The organism is Allobosea sp. NPDC055353 (assembly GCF_053644975.1).
In genome coordinates this window covers 2,102,579-2,120,280 of record NZ_JBSHMC010000001.1, presented here as the reverse complement: position 1 = coordinate 2,120,280, position 17,702 = coordinate 2,102,579, and the positions used below count along the sequence as shown (strand labels likewise).

Sequence of the window (17,702 nt, the reverse complement as noted above, 5' to 3'; positions counted from 1 at the left end):
AGGCGATCAGACGTGCAGGATTTCCTTTTCCTTCGCCGCCAGAGCCTGGTCGATCTCGGCGATATGCTGGTCCGTCGCCTTCTGGACCAGATCGGAATTGCGGGCGGCGTCGTCCTTGGTCATGTCGCCGTCCTTCTCGAGCTTCTTGACGACGTCGATGCCGTCGCGGCGGACATGGCGCACCGAGATCTTGGCCTCCTCGGCATATTTATGCGCGACCTTGACCATCTCCTTGCGGCGCTGCTCGTTGAGCTCCGGGATGCGGATGCGCAGGACCTGGCCTTCCGTCTGCGGGTTGAGGCCGAGATCGGATTCGCGCACCGCCTTGTCGACGGCCTGGACCATCGAGCGGTCCCAGACCTGGACGCTGAGCAGGCGCGGCTCCGGTACGGAGACGGTGGCGAGCTGGCTCAGCGGCGTGCGGGCGCCATAGGCCTCGACCATGATCGGGTCGAGCATGTTGGCGGAGGCGCGGCCGGAGCGCAGCGAGGCGAGATCACCCTTGAAGGACTGCACCGCACCGGCCATGCGGCGCTTGATGTCGGCGAGGTCGAACGTCGTCTGGGCCATTTCAATCGGGACCTTGCAGGTAATTCAAAATCGGCGAGACCATGGCGGCGGGGCCGCGCAGGGTCAAGATTACATCCTCGAACAGCATTTTCCCCGGCGATGAGCAAGGGAAAAGCGTCGATGCGCGCCGAACATGGCCGAACCGCAGCTCCATCCCCTGTTCGGCGACCGCGGGATGACCATGTCCGTTATGTGGACGGGCACGGCCGCAGGCCTGCACCGGAACAGGGAACCACGGAGAAAAGACGTGCCTCGCCTCAACCGCATCATCGAGACCGCGCTCTATGTCGACGACCTCGACCGCGCCCGCGCCTTCTACGAGGACAAGCTCGGTCTCGCACCCCTGCTCAAGACCAAGACCCTGTTCGCCTATGATATCGGCGGATCGAACGTGCTGCTGCTGTTCCTGCGTGGCGCCTCGCTCCAGACCCAGAGCGCAGCCGGGGGAACCATCCCGCCGCATGACGGCAGCGGACCGCTGCACATCGCCTTCGCGATCGACACCGAAGAGCTTCCGGCCTGGGAAGCCAAGCTCAGTGAGCTCGACATCGCCGTGGAAGGGCGCATGCAATGGGAGCGCGGCAGCACGAGCCTGTATTTCCGCGATCCCGACGGGCATCTCCTCGAACTGGCGACGCCCCGCCTGTGGCGGATTTATTGAGGGCTCCACGGTTCAGGCTTTCACCGTCATTGCGAGCGCGGCGACGCAATCCAGGGGGACTGGGTGAGACGTTCGACCCGGTCCCCCTGGATTGCCGCGTCGCTCCGCTCCTCGCAATGACGGCAGTGGTGCGTCGGGACAGCAGGCCCGACGCAGCGCCCGCTCAGGGCGTGACGTAAGTCGCCCTGCCCTCGCCGCGCAGGACCGCCGCCAGCATGCCCGGTTCGGCGATCGAGAAGACGACGATGGTCAGGCTCGCGTCGCGGGCGAGCGCGAAGGCGGCGGTATCCATCACCTTGAGGTCGCGTTTGATCGCATCTTCATGAGTCAGCGTGTCGTAGCGGGTCGCGGCCGGGTCCTTCTTCGGATCGGCGCTGTAGACGCCATCGACCTGCGTCGCCTTGAGCAGGTGGCTGCAGCCGAGCTCGGCCGCGCGCAGGGCCGCGCCGGTATCCGTGGTGAAATACGGGTTACCGGTGCCGCCGCCTAGGATGACGACCTTGCCGTTGCTGAGATGATCGAGCGCGCGCTTCCGGGCATAGCTCTCGCAGAGCGAAGGCATCGGCACCGCCGACATGGCGCGCGCCGGGGCGCCGGCCGCCTCGATCGAATGCTCCAGGGCGAGCGCGTTCATCACGGTGCCGAGCATGCCGATCGAATCGGCGGTGGTGCGGTCGAGCCCCTTGTTCAGGCCCTGGACGCCGCGGAAGAAGTTGCCGCCGCCGACGACGATGCCGATCTCGACGCCTTCGCGCGAAGCATGGGCAATGTCGGCGGCGAGCGCCGTCAGCGTGACGCCGTCGAGCCCGTTTCCGACAGGTCCCGCCAGGGCTTCACCGGAGAGCTTCACGAGAACGCGTTGGGGTCTCATAGATGTCTCTCCGTCTTGCTGGGGCCGGCCGCGATTCGACGCAGCCCTATCTTCCTACAAAAAAGGCCGCGCGATGCGCGGCCTTTCTGTCATTCATGTCTTATCGCATTTTCTGCAAGCGAACCGGTATCCACTTCGCTCGAAAATGCTTTGACAGAGCTTGTCAGCCCGTGGTGCCGCCGGCGGCAGCGACCTCGGCCGCGAAGTCCTGCTCTTCCTTCTCGATGCCCTCGCCCAGCGCGAAGCGGGCGAAGCCGGTGAGCGTGACCGGAGCGCCGACCTTGCCCTCGATTTCCTTGAGGACCTGCGCGACCGACTTCGAGCCGTCATGGATATAGGCCTGCTCGAGCAGGCAGTATTCCTTGGCGTAGCTCTTCAGGCCGCTCTCGGTGATCTTGGCCAGGACATGCTCGGGCTTGCCGGCGTTCTTCTCGGCCAGGATCGCCTTCTCGCGCTCCAGAACGTCCGGGGCGACGGAGGCAAGGTCGAGCGCGACGGGATTGGTCGCCGCGACATGCATGGCGAGCTGGCGGCCGAGCGCGGCGAGCTCATCCGACTTGCCGGTCGATTCCAGCGCGACGATGACGCCGATCTTGCCGAGACCATCGGCGATCGCGCCGTGGACATAGGAACCGATCAGGCCCGAGGAGACCTTGAGCGCGGAAACGCGGCGCAGCGTCATGTTCTCGCCGATGGTGGCGATCGCGTTGGCGATCGCGTCCTGGACGGAGCCGCCGCCCGGGTAATGATGACCGAGCAGCGCCTCGACGTCGCCGCCGCGCTCCAGCGCGACATCGGCGATGGTCTTGGCAAGCGCCTGGAATTCCGGGTTGCGCGCGACGAAGTCGGTCTCGGAGTTCACCTCGACGACGACGCCCTCATTGCCCTGCACCGAGACGGCGACGAGGCCCTCGGCGGCGACGCGGCCGGCCTTCTTGGCGGCCTTCGACAGGCCCTTGGCGCGCAGCCAGTCGACGGCGGCCTCCATGTTGCCGTCGTTCGCCGAAAGGGCGGTCTTGCAGTCCATCATGCCCGCGCCGGTCTTGTCGCGGAGTTCCTTCACCATTGCGGCGGTGATCGCTGCCATCTGTCTTGTCCTTGCTGTCGGTGCGGCGCTGGCCCTGGGGCCGGCCGCGGATCGGATTTATGCGGACGCCTTCATGGGGAAACGCCGACGCTCCGTTTCCGGCCGTCGGCGTCCTCTCAACTTCTCAGAGCCGGCGTCAAACGAGAGGCTCGATTGCGACGCGCCGATGACGCGCCGCAAGGGCAAACCGAATTACGCGTCGGCGAGTTCGCGAGCCTGGGCGACCCAGCCCTCGCGCTCGATCTTGCCGCCGAGCTTCAGATCATGGTCGATCCTGGTCACGTCGGCCGGCGACATCGCAGCGATCTGCCAGAAGTGGTAGATGCCGCCGTCGTTCAGCTTCTGGACCGCATCGGGGCCCATGCCCGAGAGCTTGGTCAGGTCGTCCGGAGCGCCACGCGGGGTGGTCAGCGTCTCGAAGACCCCGCCTTCGGCGGCAACCGGCTCGAGAGCCTCTTCCACGACCGGCGCCTCGGCGGCGCCGACATCGATGCCCTGGTCGCCCGAGGCGCGGCCGATGCCGTCGATCGCCGAGCGGGCGATCAGGTCGCAATAGAACTGGATGGCGCGGCCGGCGTCGTCATTGGCCGGGACCGGGAAGGTGATGCCGTCCGGATCCGAGTTCGAGTCGACGATCGCGGCGACCGGGATGCCGAGGCGCTGGGCCTCCTTGATCGCGAGCGCTTCCTTGTTGGTGTCGATCACGAAGATCATGTCCGGCGTGCCGCCCATGTCCTTGATGCCGCCGAGAGCCTTCTCGAGCTTGTCGCGCTCACGCGACAGCATCAGGCGCTCCTTCTTGGTCAGGCCCGAACCGCCACCGGCGTTGAGCAGCTCGTCGACCTTGCGCAGGCGCTGGATCGAAGCCGAGATGGTCTTCCAGTTGGTCAGCATGCCGCCGAGCCAGCGGGAGTTGACGTAGTACTGGGCCGAGCGCTTGGCGGCATCGGCGATGGCATCCTGCGCCTGGCGCTTGGTGCCGACGAAGAGGACGCGGCCGCCGCGGGCGACGGTGTCCGACACGGCCTGGAGGGCGCGATGCAGCATCGGCACCGACTGCGACAGGTCGAGGATGTGGATGTTGTTGCGGACGCCGAAGATGTACGGGGACATCTTGGGGTTCCAGCGATGGGCCTGGTGGCCGAAATGGGCACCGGCCTCGAGGAGCTGGCGCATGGAGAAATCAGGCAGAGCCATGGTGTTCTAGTCCTTCCGGTTGAGCCTCTGGAGCGCGAATGAACAGGGCATGAGCTGCCACGTCACCGGAACGCCTCGGAAATCGAGGCGATGCGCTCCATGTGGGATGGGCTGCGCCTTACAGGGGATGGCGCAGCATTGCAAGCCGGCACGGCCGGGAAATTGCCGGTTTCACCGCAAAGACGCCCACGGCCCTCAAATTGAAATGCGCCGTCATTCCGGGCTTGCCCCCGAATGACGGCGCTTATTCCTGATCAGATCACATTCAACCCCGGACAGATGCCGAGGCCGCCTCGCCTTACTGCGGCAGCTTGGCGCCCATCTGCTTCACGAGATCGCCGATCTGCTTGCAAAAGGTCGCCGGCGTGCCGTTCTGCGCCTTGGCGATGACCTCGATGTCCTGCTCCATGCCCATCGCGGAGATCTTGCCCTTGCGGCCGGCAGCCTCGGCGGTATCGCCGCCGCTGACGTCGGACGGCGCGGGAATCATCGCGACCAGCTTCTTCTGGACATCGGCCGCGGCAGCGTCGGTGTACCCCTTGTCGGCACAATAGCCGAGGATGCCGAGCTGATTGCGGGCGGCCTGATAGGCGACCTTGAGCTGGTCGGCCTGCGTCTGGGCGAAGGATGGGGCGACCGAGCCCAAAAACGCGGCCGCAGAGACGGCCATCAACGACTTATAAAAGTTCATGGGGAATATCCTCAAGCTATCATGTTCTCAAGCATGCCAAGACGCACGTCCCCCTACCTCGATCTGCCTAGCGTGCGCAGCCGGGCCGGGCAACCTGGAACGCCGGGGCGGGCCCAACCTCGTGGGCGAGATTCGCAGTCGAAACAAGATGACGTAACGTTAGATATACTCACTCGCCGAAACGACCATGGGAGGTCGACATCGGCGTGATTCTCGACCTGAGAACGATCTTCGTCACGGGCGCGCTCACCTGCTTCATCATCGGCGTGATGCAGTTGATGACCTTCGCCACCGGCCGCTTCACCCGCAGCCCCGTCTGGTGGGGTGTCAGCAGCCTGTGCATCGGCACCGGCCTGCTGGGCGCAGCCTTCCGCGGCACGATCCCCGATATCGTCTCGATCGAGTTCGCGAACACGGCGCTGCTGGCCGGCTGCCTGCTGCTGCTTCTGGGGATTCGCAGTTTCGCTGGCCGGGAGCTCAACTGGTTCGGGTTCGGCATGATGCTTCTCGGCAGCTGGACGTTGCTCGCGCTGTCACCGGGCACCGATGGTTATTCCACGCGCGTCATGGTCGTGGCGACGGTCATGGCGCTCTGCGACGCCGCCATCGTGCGCGAGGCCGTCCGGCTCGGCCGCCAGGAGGGACTGCGCTCGGCCTGGCTGCTGGCCGCGCTGTTCGCCCCGACAGTCGCGATCTATGCCGGACGCATCGCCCTGGCGGCGCTGGACCAGGTCGGCACGACGCTGTTCCCGGCGGATCCGGGAGCGACCGGCTGGCTCGCAGCAACCGGCGTGGCCTTTGTCATCCTGAGAGGCCAGGCCCTGCTCCTGCTCGCCGCCGAGCGCAGCAACCGGATGCTGGCAACCCTGGCCCGGCGCGATTCATTGACGGGCGCGATGAACCGTTCCGGCCTGGAGCAATGGCTGGCGCAGCAATCGCGCGGGGAGCGGCGGGCCGCGCTCCTGCTCGTCGATATCGACCATTTCAAGCGGCTCAACGACACGCTCGGCCATGCAGCCGGCGACCGGCTTCTGCGCCTCTTCACCGGTGCGGTGCGGGAGCAATTGCGCAGCACCGACATTCTCGCCCGCCAGGGCGGCGACGAATTCGCGATCATCCTTCCCGATGTCGGCGTCAGGGAAGCGGTCCGGGTGGCGGAACGCATCCGCAACGCCTTCCGCGACAAGATCGCGGATCTCGCCGAGGCCCGGCTGCAGCCCACGCTCAGCATCGGCGTCGCGGAGATCGAACTCGACGGGCGCGCGCTCGATGAGCTTCTGGTCGAGGCGGACGAGGCGCTCTACCGCGCCAAACGGCTCGGGCGGGACCGGGTCCAGGCGCAGCTCAAGCCGGCGGCCTGAAGCCCCCGCGTCACAGCGGCAGGGTGGCGGCGCTGACGCGCCTGACCCCGGCCGCGGCCATGTCCGCCCAGGCCCTGTCGAGCGAGCCGTCGAGATCGATCGCCCGGCAGGCGTCCTCGACCACCACCGTCTCGAAGCCGGCGCGGGCGGCATCCTGCGCCGTCCAGTTCACGCAGAAATCGGTGGCGAGGCCGGCGATGACGACCTTCGCGATGCCGTGCTCGCGCAGATAGCCTTCCAGCCCCGTTCGCGTCCGGCGGTCGGCCTCGACGAAGCCGGAATAGCTGTCGATGTCTGGGCGAAAGCCCTTGCGGATGATCGCCTCGGCATGGGGCAGGTCAAGCCCCGCATGAAAGGCGGCCCCGGTCGAGCCCTGCACGCAATGATCCGGCCAGAGCACCTGCGGGCCATAGGCCAGCCCGATCGTCTCGAAGGGCTTGCGGCCGGGATGGCTGGAGGCGAAGGAGGCATGGCCGGCCGGGTGCCAGTCCTGCGTCAGCACGACATGGCGGAAGCGGCGCCCGAGCGCGTTGATAACTGGAACGACCGCGTCGCCGCCCTGCACCGCGAGACTGCCGCCGGGACAGAAATCGTTCTGGACGTCGACGACGAGCAGCACGGTCCGGTCGTCGTTCATACAGACCCTCGCTCCTATTGCAGCCTGACATCGACCACGCCGGGCGCGGCGCGCACGGCATTGGCGATCTGCTGGTTGACCGGGAACTTGCCGGGCAGCTCGATCTCGACCTCCTGCGCACCGTCGTCGATGATCATGACGATCGAGACCTTGCCCTCGGCGCGCACGGCCTCGCGCGGGCGGATGCGCTCGGCGATCGAAGCTACCGCTTTCTCGTCGCGCAGATAGACGACGAGATCCTGCTTCTGGCGCGCGGCGAGATCATCGAGCTCCTCGGCGTCCTCGATGCGCGGACGCACCTCTTCGCCGTCGAGCACGGCGGAGAGACGCAACACCAGCGCCCTGCCCGGCTCCAGCAGATCGCGCAGCTTCATCAACCCTTCCGAGAACAGCACGGCCTCGAACTGGCCGCTCGGGTCCGACAGATTGACGATGCCCATCTTGGAGCCGGACTTGGTGCGCCGCTCGGACTTGTCGATGACGGAGACCGCGACCTTGCCGACGCCGGTGCCGTTGGCGCGCACGGTTTGGGCGAAATCGGCATAGCGCTGCACGCGCAGGCGCTTCAACACATGCTCGTAATCGTCGAGCGGGTGGCCGGAGAGGAAAAAGCCGACCGCCTCGTGCTCGCGCCTGAGCTTCTCGGCCGGCGCCCAGGGCTCGACCTGCGGGATGCGGAAGGCTTCCTGCACGACGCCTCCGCTCAACAGGTCGAACTGCCCGGCCGCCGCCTCGTCGCGGGTGCGGTTGGAGAGCGCCAGCATGCCGTCGAGCGCCGCGACCGCCCGCGCACGATCCGCCTCCAGCTCGTCGAGCGCGCCGGCGGCGATGAGCGCTTCCAGCGTGCGGCGGTTGACGAGCCTTGTGTCGATGCGGCGGGCGAGATCAGCGAGGTCGCGGAACGGACCGGCGGCCTGCCGCGCCGCCACCAGCGATTCCACCGCCGCCGTGCCGACGCCCTTGATGGCGCCGAGCGCGTAGAAGATCTTGCCGTCGGCCACGTCGAACTCGACGCCGGACTGGTTGATCGCCGGCCGCTCGACCTTGATGCCGAGCCGCTCGGCATCGCGGCGGAATTCCGAGAGCTTGTCGGTGTTGCCCATGTCGAGCGTCATCGACGCCGCCAGGAACTCGACCGGGTAATTCGCCTTGAGATAGGCGGTCTGGAAGGCGACGATGGCATAGGCCGCCGCGTGGCTCTTGTTGAAGCCGTAATCGGCGAACTTGGCGAGCAGGTCGAAGATCTCGGAGGCGACGTCCTTCTTGATGCCGCCGTCGATGGCGCCCTTCACGAAGCGGTCGCGCTGGGCGTCCATCTCCGCCTTGATCTTCTTGCCCATGGCGCGGCGCAGCAGGTCGGCTTCGCCGAGCGAATAGCCCGAGAGCGCCTGCGCCACCTGCATCACCTGTTCCTGGTAGACGATGATGCCGTGGGTCTCGCGCAGCCAGGGCTCCATGCCGGGATGAAGATAGGTCGGGTCTTCCAGCCCGAGCTTGCGGCGGCAATAGGTCGGGATGTTGTCCATCGGGCCCGGGCGGTAGAGCGCCACCAGCGCAATCAGGTCCTCGATCCGGTCGGCCTTCATCTCGACCAGCGCCTTGCGCATGCCGACCGATTCCACCTGGAACACGCCGACCGTCTCGCCGCGAGCCAGCATGGCGTAGGTGGTGGGGTCGTCGAAGGGCAATTGTGCGAGGTCGATATGGATGTCGCGCTGGGCGATGAGCTTGACCGCGGTCGTCAGCGTCGTCAGCGTCTTCAGGCCGAGGAAGTCGAACTTCACCAAGCCGGCCTGCTCGACCCATTTCATGTTGAACTGGGTGACGCGCATGCCGGTGCGCGAATCGACCGAGAGCGCGACGAGCTGTTCGAGCGGCCGGTCGCCGATCACCACGCCTGCGGCGTGAGTCGAAGCATGGCGGTGAAGCCCTTCCAGCTTCTGGCCAATTTCGAGGAGCCGCGCAACGATCGGTTCCTCCTCGGCCGCCTGCTGCAGCTTCGGCTCGCCCTCGATCGCATCCTTCAGCGAGATCGGCTTGGCCGGGTTCTGCGGCACGAGCTTGGTCAGCTTGTCGACCTGGCCATAGGGCATTTCCAGCACGCGGCCGACGTCGCGCAGCACGCCGCGGGCAAGCAGCGTACCGAAGGTGATGATCTGCGCGACGCGCTCCTGCCCGTAATGATGCTTGACGTATTCGATCACCTCTTCACGCCGGTTCTGGCAGAAGTCGATGTCGAAGTCGGGCATCGAGACGCGGTCGGGATTGAGGAAGCGCTCGAAGAGCAGGCCGAAGCGCAGCGGATCGACGTCGGTGATGGTCAGCGCATAGGCGACGAGCGAGCCCGCACCCGAGCCGCGGCCCGGCCCGACCGGAATGTCGTGGTTCTTCGCCCATTTGATGAAGTCCGAGACGATCAGGAAGTAGCCCGGAAACTTCATTCGGGTGATGATCGAGAGCTCGAAATCGAGCCGTTTCTCATAATCCTCGACGCTGAAGCCCTCGGCCGGGCCGTGCTTGGCGAGCCGGGCGACAAGGCCGGCGCGCGCCTGCTCCTGGAGTTCTTCGGCCTCGTCGCGGCCCTCCTCGCCGAAGCGCGGCAGGATCGGCTTGCGGGTGGTGACCCGCCAGTGGCAACGCATCGCGATCTCGACCGTGCTCGCCAGCGCCTCCGGCAGGTCGGCGAAGCGCTTCTTCATCTCGGCGCGCGAGGCGAAGTAGTGCTCCGGCGTGACGCGGCGGCGCGTGCCGTCGGAAACAAGGCGGCCTTCGGCTACGGCCAGCAACGCGTCATGCGCGTCGAAATCGGCGGGCTTGGCGAAGAAGGGCTCGTTGGTCGCGACGATCGGCAGATCGGCATCGTAGGCAAGGCGCAGGAGATGGGCCTCCCGCGCCGCCTCGCCGTCGCCGCCATGGCGCTGGATCTCGACATAGAGCCGGTCGCCATAGATGCCGGCGAGTGTTGCGAGGCGCGACGCTGCCTGCGGGAGCTGGCCGAGGCGCAGGGCAGTATCGATCGGGCCGCCCTGCCCGCCAGTCAGCGCGATCAGGCCGGCATTATAGGCGGCAAGGCGTTCGACCGTGGTGATCGGCTGGCCGGCGCCGCCGGTCGCCAGCGCGGCCTCGCTGACGAGCTTCATCAGGTTGCCATAGCCGGCCTCGTCCATGGCGAGCAGGACGATATGCGGCAGGCGCTGCGGCTGCATCGGCTTGCGGCTGCCCTCGCCCTCGTCGGCGAAATCGATTGAAAGCTGCACGCCGACGATGGGCTGCAGGCCCGAGCCCGCGAGCTTCTCGGAGAATTCGAGGCCGCCGAAGAGATTGTCGGTATCGGTCAGCGCCAGTGCGGGCTGACCGTCGGCCACTGCCATCTTGGCGAGCGTCGCGATCGTCATCGCGCCTTCGAGCAGCGAGTAGCTCGAATGGACATGCAGGTGGACGAAGCCGATCTCCTGGAGAACGCGCGCCTCGCCAGCTTCCCTGCTCATGTCCCACTCCCGCCGCCGCAACCGGGCGACTCGTCGACCCTGATCCTTATGCGCCTCTTATGCGTTCTGGGTGGGGCCTGCGTCGAGGGCTTCAAGGCTGGGTGATGTGGACGATTACGAATGATCCGCATTACCCCTTTGTCATTCCGGGGCGGCCCGAAGGGTCGAACCCGGAACCCACGACGGGGCGAGCCTCCCGCACGCATGGACCAAGCGGCTCACCCGGTCGTGGGTTCCGGGTTCTCCGCTACGCGAAGCCCCGGAATGACAACCGTACTGCGCCAATCAGCGCGCGGACGACATCCCCAGCCTCCGTGGATGGCTCCTGCCGTGCTCAGACATGTGGGCCGGAGAGGATGGCAGCCCAGAGCCAGATCATGCCGAGGAAGACGCCGAGCGAGGCGATCTCGGCGAGGCCGGCTGCGAGTTTACGCGCTGCAGTCATGAGAACCTCCTGTGTTCGCGATAGGTTCAGTTTAGTTCATGTTTTGTTCTCGTCAATGTCGATACGGAAGCGGGCAGCGCGAACTCGACGCGGCGGTTAACGAAACCCTAATGACACCCTGATGCAAGTCGTGGCGATCAGTCTCGCCGCTTTGGGATATCCACATCCGTCATGGTCGGGCTTGTCCCGACCATCCACGTCTTCGTCGGTCGAAGATCGTGTTCAAGTGCTCGCCACAAGGGCGAGCATGACGGCAGCCACATCGTTCCTGCCAGGACGATCCTTGTCATTCCGGGGCGCGCCGCAGGCGCGAACCCGGAACCCACGACTGGATGAACGTCTGCAATCGGGAATAGATGCCTCACCCGGTCGTGGGTTCCGGGTTCGACCCTTCGGGCCGCCCCGGAATGACAAAGGCAGTGCTGGTAAGAAATAACCTGACGGACGCAAGCCGCCTACAGCTTGACGACCAGCCCGTCGCGGATCGTGACCTGCCGGTCCATCTGGCGGGCGAGATCGAGGTTATGCGTCGCGATCAGCGCCGCCAGCCCCGAGGCCCGCGCCAGCGCCATCAGCGTGCCGAAGACATGCTGCGCGGTCTGCGGGTCGAGATTGCCCGTGGGTTCGTCGGCCAGCAGCAGGCGCGGCCCGTTGGCGACGGCGCGGCCGATCGCGACACGCTGCTGCTCGCCGCCCGACAACTCGCCCGGCAGGTGGTCGAGCCGCTCGCCGAGGCCCAAGAAGGTCAGCAATTCGGTGGCCCGCTCCTCGGCGGTCTTGCGCGCGAGGCCGCGGATGCGCTGCGGCAGCACGACGTTCTCCAGCGCGGTGAACTCGGGCAGGAGATGGTGGAACTGGTAGACGAAGCCGATCTCGGTGCGGCGCAGCCGCGTACGGCCCTTGTCGTCGAGCTTGGTGGTGGCGAGCCCGCCGACGAAGACCTCGCCGGAATCGGGCTTCTCCAAGAGGCCGGCGACGTGCAGCAGCGTCGACTTGCCGGTGCCGCTCGGCGCCACCAGCGCGACGACCTCGCCGGGCCAGAGCGCGAAATCGGCCTTGCGCAGCACTTCGAGCGGTGCATCGCTCTGCGGATAATAGCGCTCGACCTGGGAAAGGAAGAGCGCGGGCATTTCCTGTGCCATGCTCAACCCATCCTCAGCGCTTCGACCGGATCGAGGCGTGCCGCCTTCCAGGCCGGGTAGAGCGTCGCCAGCAGCGACAAAGTCAGCGCCATCAGCACCACGCTGGTGACCTCGCTCCAATCGGTGACGGAGGGAATGTCGCTGAGGAAGCGCACGGTCGGGTCCCAGAGATTGGCGCCGGTGATCCAGTTCAGCGCCGCCATGATCGACTTGATGTTCTTGGCGAAGACGATGCCGAGAGCGAGCCCGGCGAGCGTGCCGAAGACGCCGATCGCCGCCCCCGTGATCAGGAAGACGCGCAGCACCGTGCCGCGCGTGCAGCCCATGGTGCGCATGATCGCGATATCGGCGGTCTTGTCCTTCACCAGCATGATCAGGCCGGAGACGATGTTCAGCGCCGCGACCAGCACGATCAGCGTCAGGATGATGAACATCACGTTCCGCTCGACTTCCAGGGCGTTGAAGAACGAGCGGTTCCTCTGGCGCCAGTCGGAGAGCACGAGCGGGCGTGGCGCATCGGCCTCGATCGCGTCGCGGACGGCCTGGGTCCTGTCGGGATTGTCGACGAAGATCTCGATGACGTTCACGTCGCCGTCGCGGTTGAAATAGGCCTGGGCCTCACCGAGCGGCATGTAGACGAAGGTGCCGTCGAACTCGGTCATGCCGATCTCGAAGATCGCCTTGACCGGATAGGCCTTGATGCGCGGGGCCGTACCGAAGGGCGTCGAGGCGCCCTGTGGGGAAACCAGGGTCATCATGTCGCCGGCCTGGATACCCAGCGCATTGGCGAGGCGCCGGCCGATGGCGACGCCGGGCGTGCCGCCGTCGAAGCCGTCGAGCGTGCCCGACTTGATGTTGCCGCCGATGAAGGGGATCGCCTTGATGTCGTTCTCGCGTATGCCGCGCACCAGCACGCCGTTGTTGCCGGTCTGCGAGGAGGCCAATGCCTGCCCTTCGACCAGCGGAATCGCCAGCTTGATGCCGGGGATCTTGGCGAGCCTGGCCGCGACGCTGTCGTAATCGTCGAGCGGGCGGTCGATCGGCGTCGCGAAGATATGGCCGTTCACGCCGACGATCTTGCTCAGCAGCTCGATCCGGAAGCCGTTCATCACCGACATCACGATGATCAGCGTCGCGACGCCGAGCATGATGCCGAGGAAGGAGAAGCCGGCGATGACCGAGACGAAGCCCTCGCGGCGGCGCGTGCGCAGATAGCGCCCGGCGAGCAGCCACTCGAAACCGGCGAAGGCCTTGGTTCCGGTCGGGACCTCGGCGCTGTCGGCGACGGCGCTCATACGGCAGCTCCCATCAGGTGCGTCTTCATGACGGTGCTCGCCGTCACGCCGCCCTGCCCTTGAAGCGGTCGAGCGCGGCTTCCAGCGAGACGAGCTCACGTTCGCCACCGGCGCGACGCTTGATCTCGACCTTGCCCTCGGCCAGCCCCTTCGGGCCGACGATGATCTGCCAGGGCACGCCGATCAGGTCGGCCGTCGCGAACTTGGCGCCCGGCCGGTCGTCGGTGTCGTCGAGCACGGCGTCATAGCCCTTGCCGAGCAGGTCCTTGTAGATGCGTCCGGCCGCGCCATCGGTCGCGGCGTCGCCGACCTTGAGATTGATCACCGCGATGTCGAAGGGCGCGATCTCCTCCGGCCAGACGATACCGGCATCGTCATGCCCGGCCTCGATCAGTGCGGCGACAAGACGGCTCGGGCCGATGCCGTAGGAGCCGCCATGCAGCAGCACCGGCTGGCCGTCCGGCCCGGCCACGGTCGCGCCCATCGGCTCGGAATATTTCGTGCCGAAATAGAAGATATGGCCGACCTCGATGCCGCGCGCCGAGACGCGCTTGTCTTCGGGAACTGCCTCGAAGGCGGCCTTGTCGTGCATCTCCTCGGTCGCGGCGTAGAGGCTCGTCCATTTGTCGAAGACGCCCTGCAGGCCGGCGACATCGTCGAAATCGGTATCGGTCGCCGGCGTCTCGAAGTTGAGGTAGTCGCTGTGACAGAAGACCTCGCTCTCGCCGGTCGAGGCGAGCACGATGAATTCATGGCTGAGATCGCCGCCGATCGGGCCGGTATCGGCCTTCATCGGGATCGCCTTGAGGCCGAGCCGCGTGAAGGTGCGCAGATAGGCGGTGAACATGCGGTTATAGGCGTGGCGCGCCGCGTCCTTGTCGAGATCGAAGGAATAGGCGTCCTTCATCAGGAACTCGCGGCCGCGCATCACGCCGAAGCGCGGACGGACCTCGTCGCGGAACTTCCACTGGATGTGGTAGAGATTGAGCGGCAGGTCCTTGTAAGACTTGACGTAGGAGCGGACGATCTCGGTGACCATCTCCTCGTTGGTCGGCCCGTACAGCATGTCGCGATCATGCCGGTCCTTGATGCGCAGCATCTCCTTGCCATAGGCCTCGTAGCGCCCGCTCTCGCGCCAGAGATCGGCCGACTGGATGGTCGGCATCAGGATCTCGATGGCGCCCGAGCGATTCTGCTCCTCGCGGACGACGTTGCTGATCTTGTTCAGCACGCGCAGGCCGAGCGGCAGCCAGGAATAGATGCCCGCGGACTGCTGGCGGATCATGCCGGCACGCAGCATCAGCCGGTGCGAGACGATCTCGGCCTCCTTGGGCGTATCGCGCAGGAGGGGCAGGAAATAGCGGGAAAGACGCATCGGGAAACCTGTCGGAGGGCGTCGAGCAGGACACTGCACGACGAGTCGCTTCATCTGAGAGACACCATCGCTCTCGACAAATTGCAAACCAAAATCAGCAGGAAGCGGCGGAAGATGGCGAAGTTATGTGCCTTTCGCCGAAGATCGTGCCGTCAGCTCTTGGCGAAGCGCGCCTTCAGCGCAGCGAGCACCGGGGCCGGTACGAAGGGCGAGACATCGCCGCCCATCGCCGCGATCTGGCGCACCAGTGTCGCAGTGATGTGGCGCACGCCGGGCGAGGCCGGCAGGAACACGGTCTGCACGTCCGACGCCATGGTGCCGTTCATCCCCGCCATCTGCATTTCGTAGTCGAGGTCGCTGCCGTCGCGCAGGCCGCGGATGATGATCGAAGCCCCAGCCCGGCGCGCCGCATCGACGGCAAGATCGTCGAAGGTCACGACGTCGAGCGTCGCTCCTTTCGCCGCCAGCAATGGCCCGGCCACCGCGCGCAGCAGATCGGCGCGCGCATCGACCGACAGGAGCGGCGTCTTGCCGGGGTGGACCCCGATCGCCAGGACCAGCCTGTCGCAGAGTCCGGCGGCGGCCGCGATGACGTCGGCATGGCCGTTGGTCACGGGATCGAAGGAGCCGGTGTAGAAAGCGATGCGTGCCATAAGGGCCAGCGTTAGCGGCTGAACCGAAAAAGGACAAGCCGCATCAGAGGCTTGGCGTTCTTAGGACAACGGCACCAGCGCGGCGAGCGCTGCGGCGCTGCCGATGATGATCGAGACGAGAACCATGAGGGAAGCCGTAGCGGAAGCACGGCGGGAAGCGGCGTAGGACAGGCGGGCATCCATGAAGACAGCCTCGGCGAATCGGGTTTTATCCAGTTTCCCTTGGGTGATGCCCGGAGCGGGCCGTCCCAAGGCGAGATTTTGACGAAACGGTGACAACGGCCGCTTGTTCCGGCTTCCGATTGCCTTTTTGGCGCTCCCGAGCCTAAACGGTCGCGCCATGCTGACGATCAACGACATCACCTACCGCCTCGGCGAGCGCCTGCTGCTCGACCATACCGGTGCCGCCATCCCCGATGGCGCGCGCGTCGGCTTCGTCGGCCGCAACGGCACCGGCAAGACCACGCTGTTCAAGATCATCACCGGCGATCTCGGCACCGAGAGCGGCACGATCAGCCTGCCGAGGGGCCGGCGCATCGGCGGCGTGGCGCAGGAAGCACCCGGCGGCCCGGAGACGCTGATCGAGGTCGTGCTCGCGGCCGATATCGAGCGCACGGCGCTGATGACGGAAGCGGAGACCGCGACCGACCCGCACCGCATCGCCGAGATCGGCACGCGGCTCGCCGATATCGGCGCACATTCTGCTCCGGCGCGCGCCGCGATGGTGCTGCACGGGCTCGGCTTCAACGAGGAGGCGCAGCAGCGCCCCTGCTCCGATTTCTCGGGCGGCTGGCGCATGCGCGTCGCGCTGGCGGCGGTGCTGTTCTCCGAGCCCGACCTGCTGCTGCTCGACGAGCCGACCAACTATCTCGACCTCGAAGGCACGCTCTGGCTCTACGACTACCTGGAGCGCTATCCGCATACCGTGATCGTCATCAGCCACGATCGCGAACTGCTCGACACCTCGGTCGATCACATCATGCATCTCGACCAGGGCAAGCTGACGCTCTATCGCGGCGGCTATTCCTCCTTCGAGAAGCAGCGCGCCGAGAAGCAGATGCAGCTCGCCCGCGCCAAGGAGAAGCAGGACGCCGAGCGCAAGCATCTGCAATCCTTCGTCGACCGCTTCAAGGCCAAGGCGACCAAGGCCCGGCAGGCGCAGTCGCGCGTCAAGCGGCTGGAGAAGATGCAGACCATCGCCGCGATCGTCGACCGCGACGTGCAGCCTTTCTCCTTCCCCGGCCCGGAGAAGCCGCTCTCGCCGCCGATGATCGTGCTGGAGGATGCCAGCGCCGGCTATGGCGAGCGCAAGGTCCTGTCGCGGCTCAACCTCTCGCTCGCGCCCGATGACCGCATCGCGCTGCTCGGCTCGAACGGCAACGGCAAGTCGACCTTCTGCAAGCTGATCGGCGGGCGTCTCGACGCGATGTCCGGCGAGATGAAGAAGTCGAGCAAGCTGGAGACGGCCTATTTCGCCCAGCACCAGCTCGATGAGCTGCGCATCGAGGACACGCCGGTCGGGCATCTGCGGGATCTGATGCCCGATGCGCCGGAAGCGAAGGTGCGCTCCAAGGCGGCTCAGATAGGCTTTCCCGCCAACAAGGCGGATACGCCGGTGAAGCTGCTCTCGGGCGGCGAGAAGGCACGCCTGATGCTGGGGCTCGCAACCTTCCACGGGCCGCATCTGCTCATCCTCGACGAGCCGACCAACCATCTCGACATCGATAGCCGCACTGCGCTGGTCAACGCGATCAACGATTATCCCGGCGCCGTCATCCTCGTCAGCCACGACCGCTTCCTGATCGAGGCCTGTGCCGACCGGCTCTGGCTCGTCGGCGGCGGCACGGTGAAGAATTTCGACGGCGACATGGACGATTACCGCGCCTATGTGCTGGGCGCCGCCAAGGCAGAGAAGCGCGGCAAGCCGGCGCCGGATGCCGCCGCCAAGCCGAAGGCCGACGAGCGCAAGGAAGCGGCGACGAAACGGGCAGCACAGGGGCCGCTGCGCCAGAAGCTCAACCTCGCCGAGGCGCGCATCGCCAAGCTGACAGGGCTGATCGAGAAGGTCGACGCAGCGCTCGCCAACGGCGCCTTTGCCCGCGACCCCGACAAGGCGGTTCAGATCTCGCGCCAGCGGGCGGAATTGTCAGAGGCACTGGCCGCGGCGGAGGAGGAATGGCTGCTGCTCGGCGAGGAGCTGGAGAGCGCCTGAGGCGTCAGGTCTTCGGA

Annotated in this window: 15 protein-coding genes; 3 read left to right on the top strand and 12 right to left on the bottom strand. The window is 66.4% G+C overall.

Annotated features, from left to right (window positions below):
* Positions 1 to 6: 6 nt before the first annotated feature.
* Positions 7 to 570 carry a ribosome recycling factor gene (gene frr / locus ACWIEX_RS09760; protein WP_291655479.1) on the bottom strand — a complete coding sequence of 188 codons (564 nt, stop codon included), beginning with the start codon at positions 568 to 570 and terminating at the stop codon, positions 7 to 9.
* A gap of 247 nt (positions 571 to 817) precedes the next feature.
* Here frr and ACWIEX_RS09755 point away from each other — a divergent pair, with 247 nt between their 5' ends.
* A complete protein-coding gene (locus ACWIEX_RS09755; RefSeq protein ID WP_454032849.1) occupies positions 818 to 1,231 on the top strand; it encodes a VOC family protein in 414 nt (137 codons plus the stop codon).
* Positions 1,232 to 1,394: 163 nt separating this feature from the next.
* On the opposite strand, the gene pyrH is transcribed toward ACWIEX_RS09755, so the two are convergent.
* From pyrH to ACWIEX_RS09735, 4 genes are all read right to left on the bottom strand, one after another.
* Positions 1,395 to 2,102, bottom strand: a complete 708-nt coding sequence (gene pyrH / locus ACWIEX_RS09750; RefSeq protein WP_061968066.1) for a UMP kinase — start codon at positions 2,100 to 2,102, stop codon at positions 1,395 to 1,397.
* A gap of 163 nt (positions 2,103 to 2,265) precedes the next feature.
* Positions 2,266 to 3,189, bottom strand: a complete 924-nt coding sequence (gene tsf, locus ACWIEX_RS09745) for a translation elongation factor Ts (protein ID WP_454032848.1) — start codon at positions 3,187 to 3,189, stop codon at positions 2,266 to 2,268.
* A 192-nt stretch (positions 3,190 to 3,381) separates the two neighbouring features.
* The gene (locus tag ACWIEX_RS09740) at positions 3,382 to 4,386 is read right to left on the bottom strand and encodes a 30S ribosomal protein S2 (protein ID WP_454032847.1); all 1,005 of its coding nucleotides are present in this window, start codon (positions 4,384 to 4,386) and stop codon (positions 3,382 to 3,384) included.
* Positions 4,387 to 4,684: 298 nt separating this feature from the next.
* Complete coding sequence (locus tag ACWIEX_RS09735; RefSeq protein WP_454032846.1) at positions 4,685 to 5,077, bottom strand: pore-forming ESAT-6 family protein; 393 nt, start codon at positions 5,075 to 5,077, stop codon at positions 4,685 to 4,687.
* Positions 5,078 to 5,283: 206 nt separating this feature from the next.
* On the opposite strand from ACWIEX_RS09735, the gene ACWIEX_RS09730 reads away from it, so the two are divergent.
* Positions 5,284 to 6,438: a GGDEF domain-containing protein gene (locus ACWIEX_RS09730; protein ID WP_454032845.1), complete on the top strand. Its 1,155-nt coding sequence runs from the start codon at positions 5,284 to 5,286 to the stop codon at positions 6,436 to 6,438.
* A 10-nt stretch (positions 6,439 to 6,448) separates the two neighbouring features.
* On the opposite strand, the gene pncA is transcribed toward ACWIEX_RS09730, so the two are convergent.
* The 7 genes from pncA to ACWIEX_RS09695 form a co-directional block, all read right to left on the bottom strand.
* Positions 6,449 to 7,075: a bifunctional nicotinamidase/pyrazinamidase gene (gene pncA, locus ACWIEX_RS09725; protein WP_454032844.1), complete on the bottom strand. Its 627-nt coding sequence runs from the start codon at positions 7,073 to 7,075 to the stop codon at positions 6,449 to 6,451.
* A gap of 14 nt (positions 7,076 to 7,089) precedes the next feature.
* Positions 7,090 to 10,563 (bottom strand): DNA polymerase III subunit alpha, encoded by a 3,474-nt coding sequence (gene dnaE, locus ACWIEX_RS09720; protein WP_454032843.1) that lies wholly within the window; start codon positions 10,561 to 10,563, stop codon positions 7,090 to 7,092.
* A 900-nt stretch (positions 10,564 to 11,463) separates the two neighbouring features.
* Positions 11,464 to 12,150: an ABC transporter ATP-binding protein gene (locus ACWIEX_RS09715; RefSeq protein WP_454032842.1), complete on the bottom strand. Its 687-nt coding sequence runs from the start codon at positions 12,148 to 12,150 to the stop codon at positions 11,464 to 11,466.
* 2 nt (positions 12,151 to 12,152) lie between these two features.
* Positions 12,153 to 13,445 (bottom strand): lipoprotein-releasing ABC transporter permease subunit, encoded by a 1,293-nt coding sequence (locus ACWIEX_RS09710; protein ID WP_454032841.1) that lies wholly within the window; start codon positions 13,443 to 13,445, stop codon positions 12,153 to 12,155.
* 43 nt (positions 13,446 to 13,488) lie between these two features.
* Positions 13,489 to 14,820 (bottom strand): proline--tRNA ligase, encoded by a 1,332-nt coding sequence (proS, locus tag ACWIEX_RS09705; RefSeq protein WP_454032840.1) that lies wholly within the window; start codon positions 14,818 to 14,820, stop codon positions 13,489 to 13,491.
* 152 nt (positions 14,821 to 14,972) lie between these two features.
* A complete protein-coding gene (gene coaD / locus ACWIEX_RS09700; protein ID WP_454032839.1) occupies positions 14,973 to 15,473 on the bottom strand; it encodes a pantetheine-phosphate adenylyltransferase in 501 nt (166 codons plus the stop codon).
* 60 nt (positions 15,474 to 15,533) lie between these two features.
* Complete coding sequence (locus ACWIEX_RS09695) at positions 15,534 to 15,833, bottom strand: hypothetical protein (RefSeq protein ID WP_454032838.1); 300 nt, start codon at positions 15,831 to 15,833, stop codon at positions 15,534 to 15,536.
* Between ACWIEX_RS09695 and ACWIEX_RS09690 the strand changes: the two genes are divergently transcribed.
* Complete coding sequence (locus ACWIEX_RS09690) at positions 15,814 to 17,685, top strand: ABC-F family ATP-binding cassette domain-containing protein (RefSeq protein WP_454032837.1); 1,872 nt, start codon at positions 15,814 to 15,816, stop codon at positions 17,683 to 17,685. The two genes, ACWIEX_RS09695 and ACWIEX_RS09690, sit on opposite strands and share 20 nt — an antisense overlap.
* Positions 17,686 to 17,702 lie beyond the last annotated feature (17 nt).

Bases quoted from the DNA above. Each gene is read 5' to 3' on its own strand.
- coaD (WP_454032839.1), bottom strand. From the start codon at position 15,473: ATGGCACGCATCGCTTTCTACACCGGCTCCTTCGATCCCGTGACCAAC.
- dnaE (WP_454032843.1), bottom strand. From the start codon at position 10,563: ATGAGCAGGGAAGCTGGCGAGGCGCGCGTTCTCCAGGAGATCGGCTTC.
- ACWIEX_RS09690 (WP_454032837.1), top strand. From the start codon at position 15,814: ATGCTGACGATCAACGACATCACCTACCGCCTCGGCGAGCGCCTGCTG.
- ACWIEX_RS09710 (WP_454032841.1), bottom strand. From the start codon at position 13,445: ATGAGCGCCGTCGCCGACAGCGCCGAGGTCCCGACCGGAACCAAGGCC.
- tsf (WP_454032848.1), bottom strand. From the start codon at position 3,189: ATGGCAGCGATCACCGCCGCAATGGTGAAGGAACTCCGCGACAAGACC.
- ACWIEX_RS09735 (WP_454032846.1), bottom strand. From the start codon at position 5,077: ATGAACTTTTATAAGTCGTTGATGGCCGTCTCTGCGGCCGCGTTTTTG.
- ACWIEX_RS09740 (WP_454032847.1), bottom strand. From the start codon at position 4,386: ATGGCTCTGCCTGATTTCTCCATGCGCCAGCTCCTCGAGGCCGGTGCC.
- ACWIEX_RS09695 (WP_454032838.1), bottom strand. From the start codon at position 15,833: ATGTCGTTGATCGTCAGCATGGCGCGACCGTTTAGGCTCGGGAGCGCC.
- frr (WP_291655479.1), bottom strand. From the start codon at position 570: ATGGCCCAGACGACGTTCGACCTCGCCGACATCAAGCGCCGCATGGCC.
- proS (WP_454032840.1), bottom strand. From the start codon at position 14,820: ATGCGTCTTTCCCGCTATTTCCTGCCCCTCCTGCGCGATACGCCCAAG.
- pyrH (WP_061968066.1), bottom strand. From the start codon at position 2,102: ATGAGACCCCAACGCGTTCTCGTGAAGCTCTCCGGTGAAGCCCTGGCG.
- pncA (WP_454032844.1), bottom strand. From the start codon at position 7,075: ATGAACGACGACCGGACCGTGCTGCTCGTCGTCGACGTCCAGAACGAT.
- ACWIEX_RS09715 (WP_454032842.1), bottom strand. From the start codon at position 12,150: ATGGCACAGGAAATGCCCGCGCTCTTCCTTTCCCAGGTCGAGCGCTAT.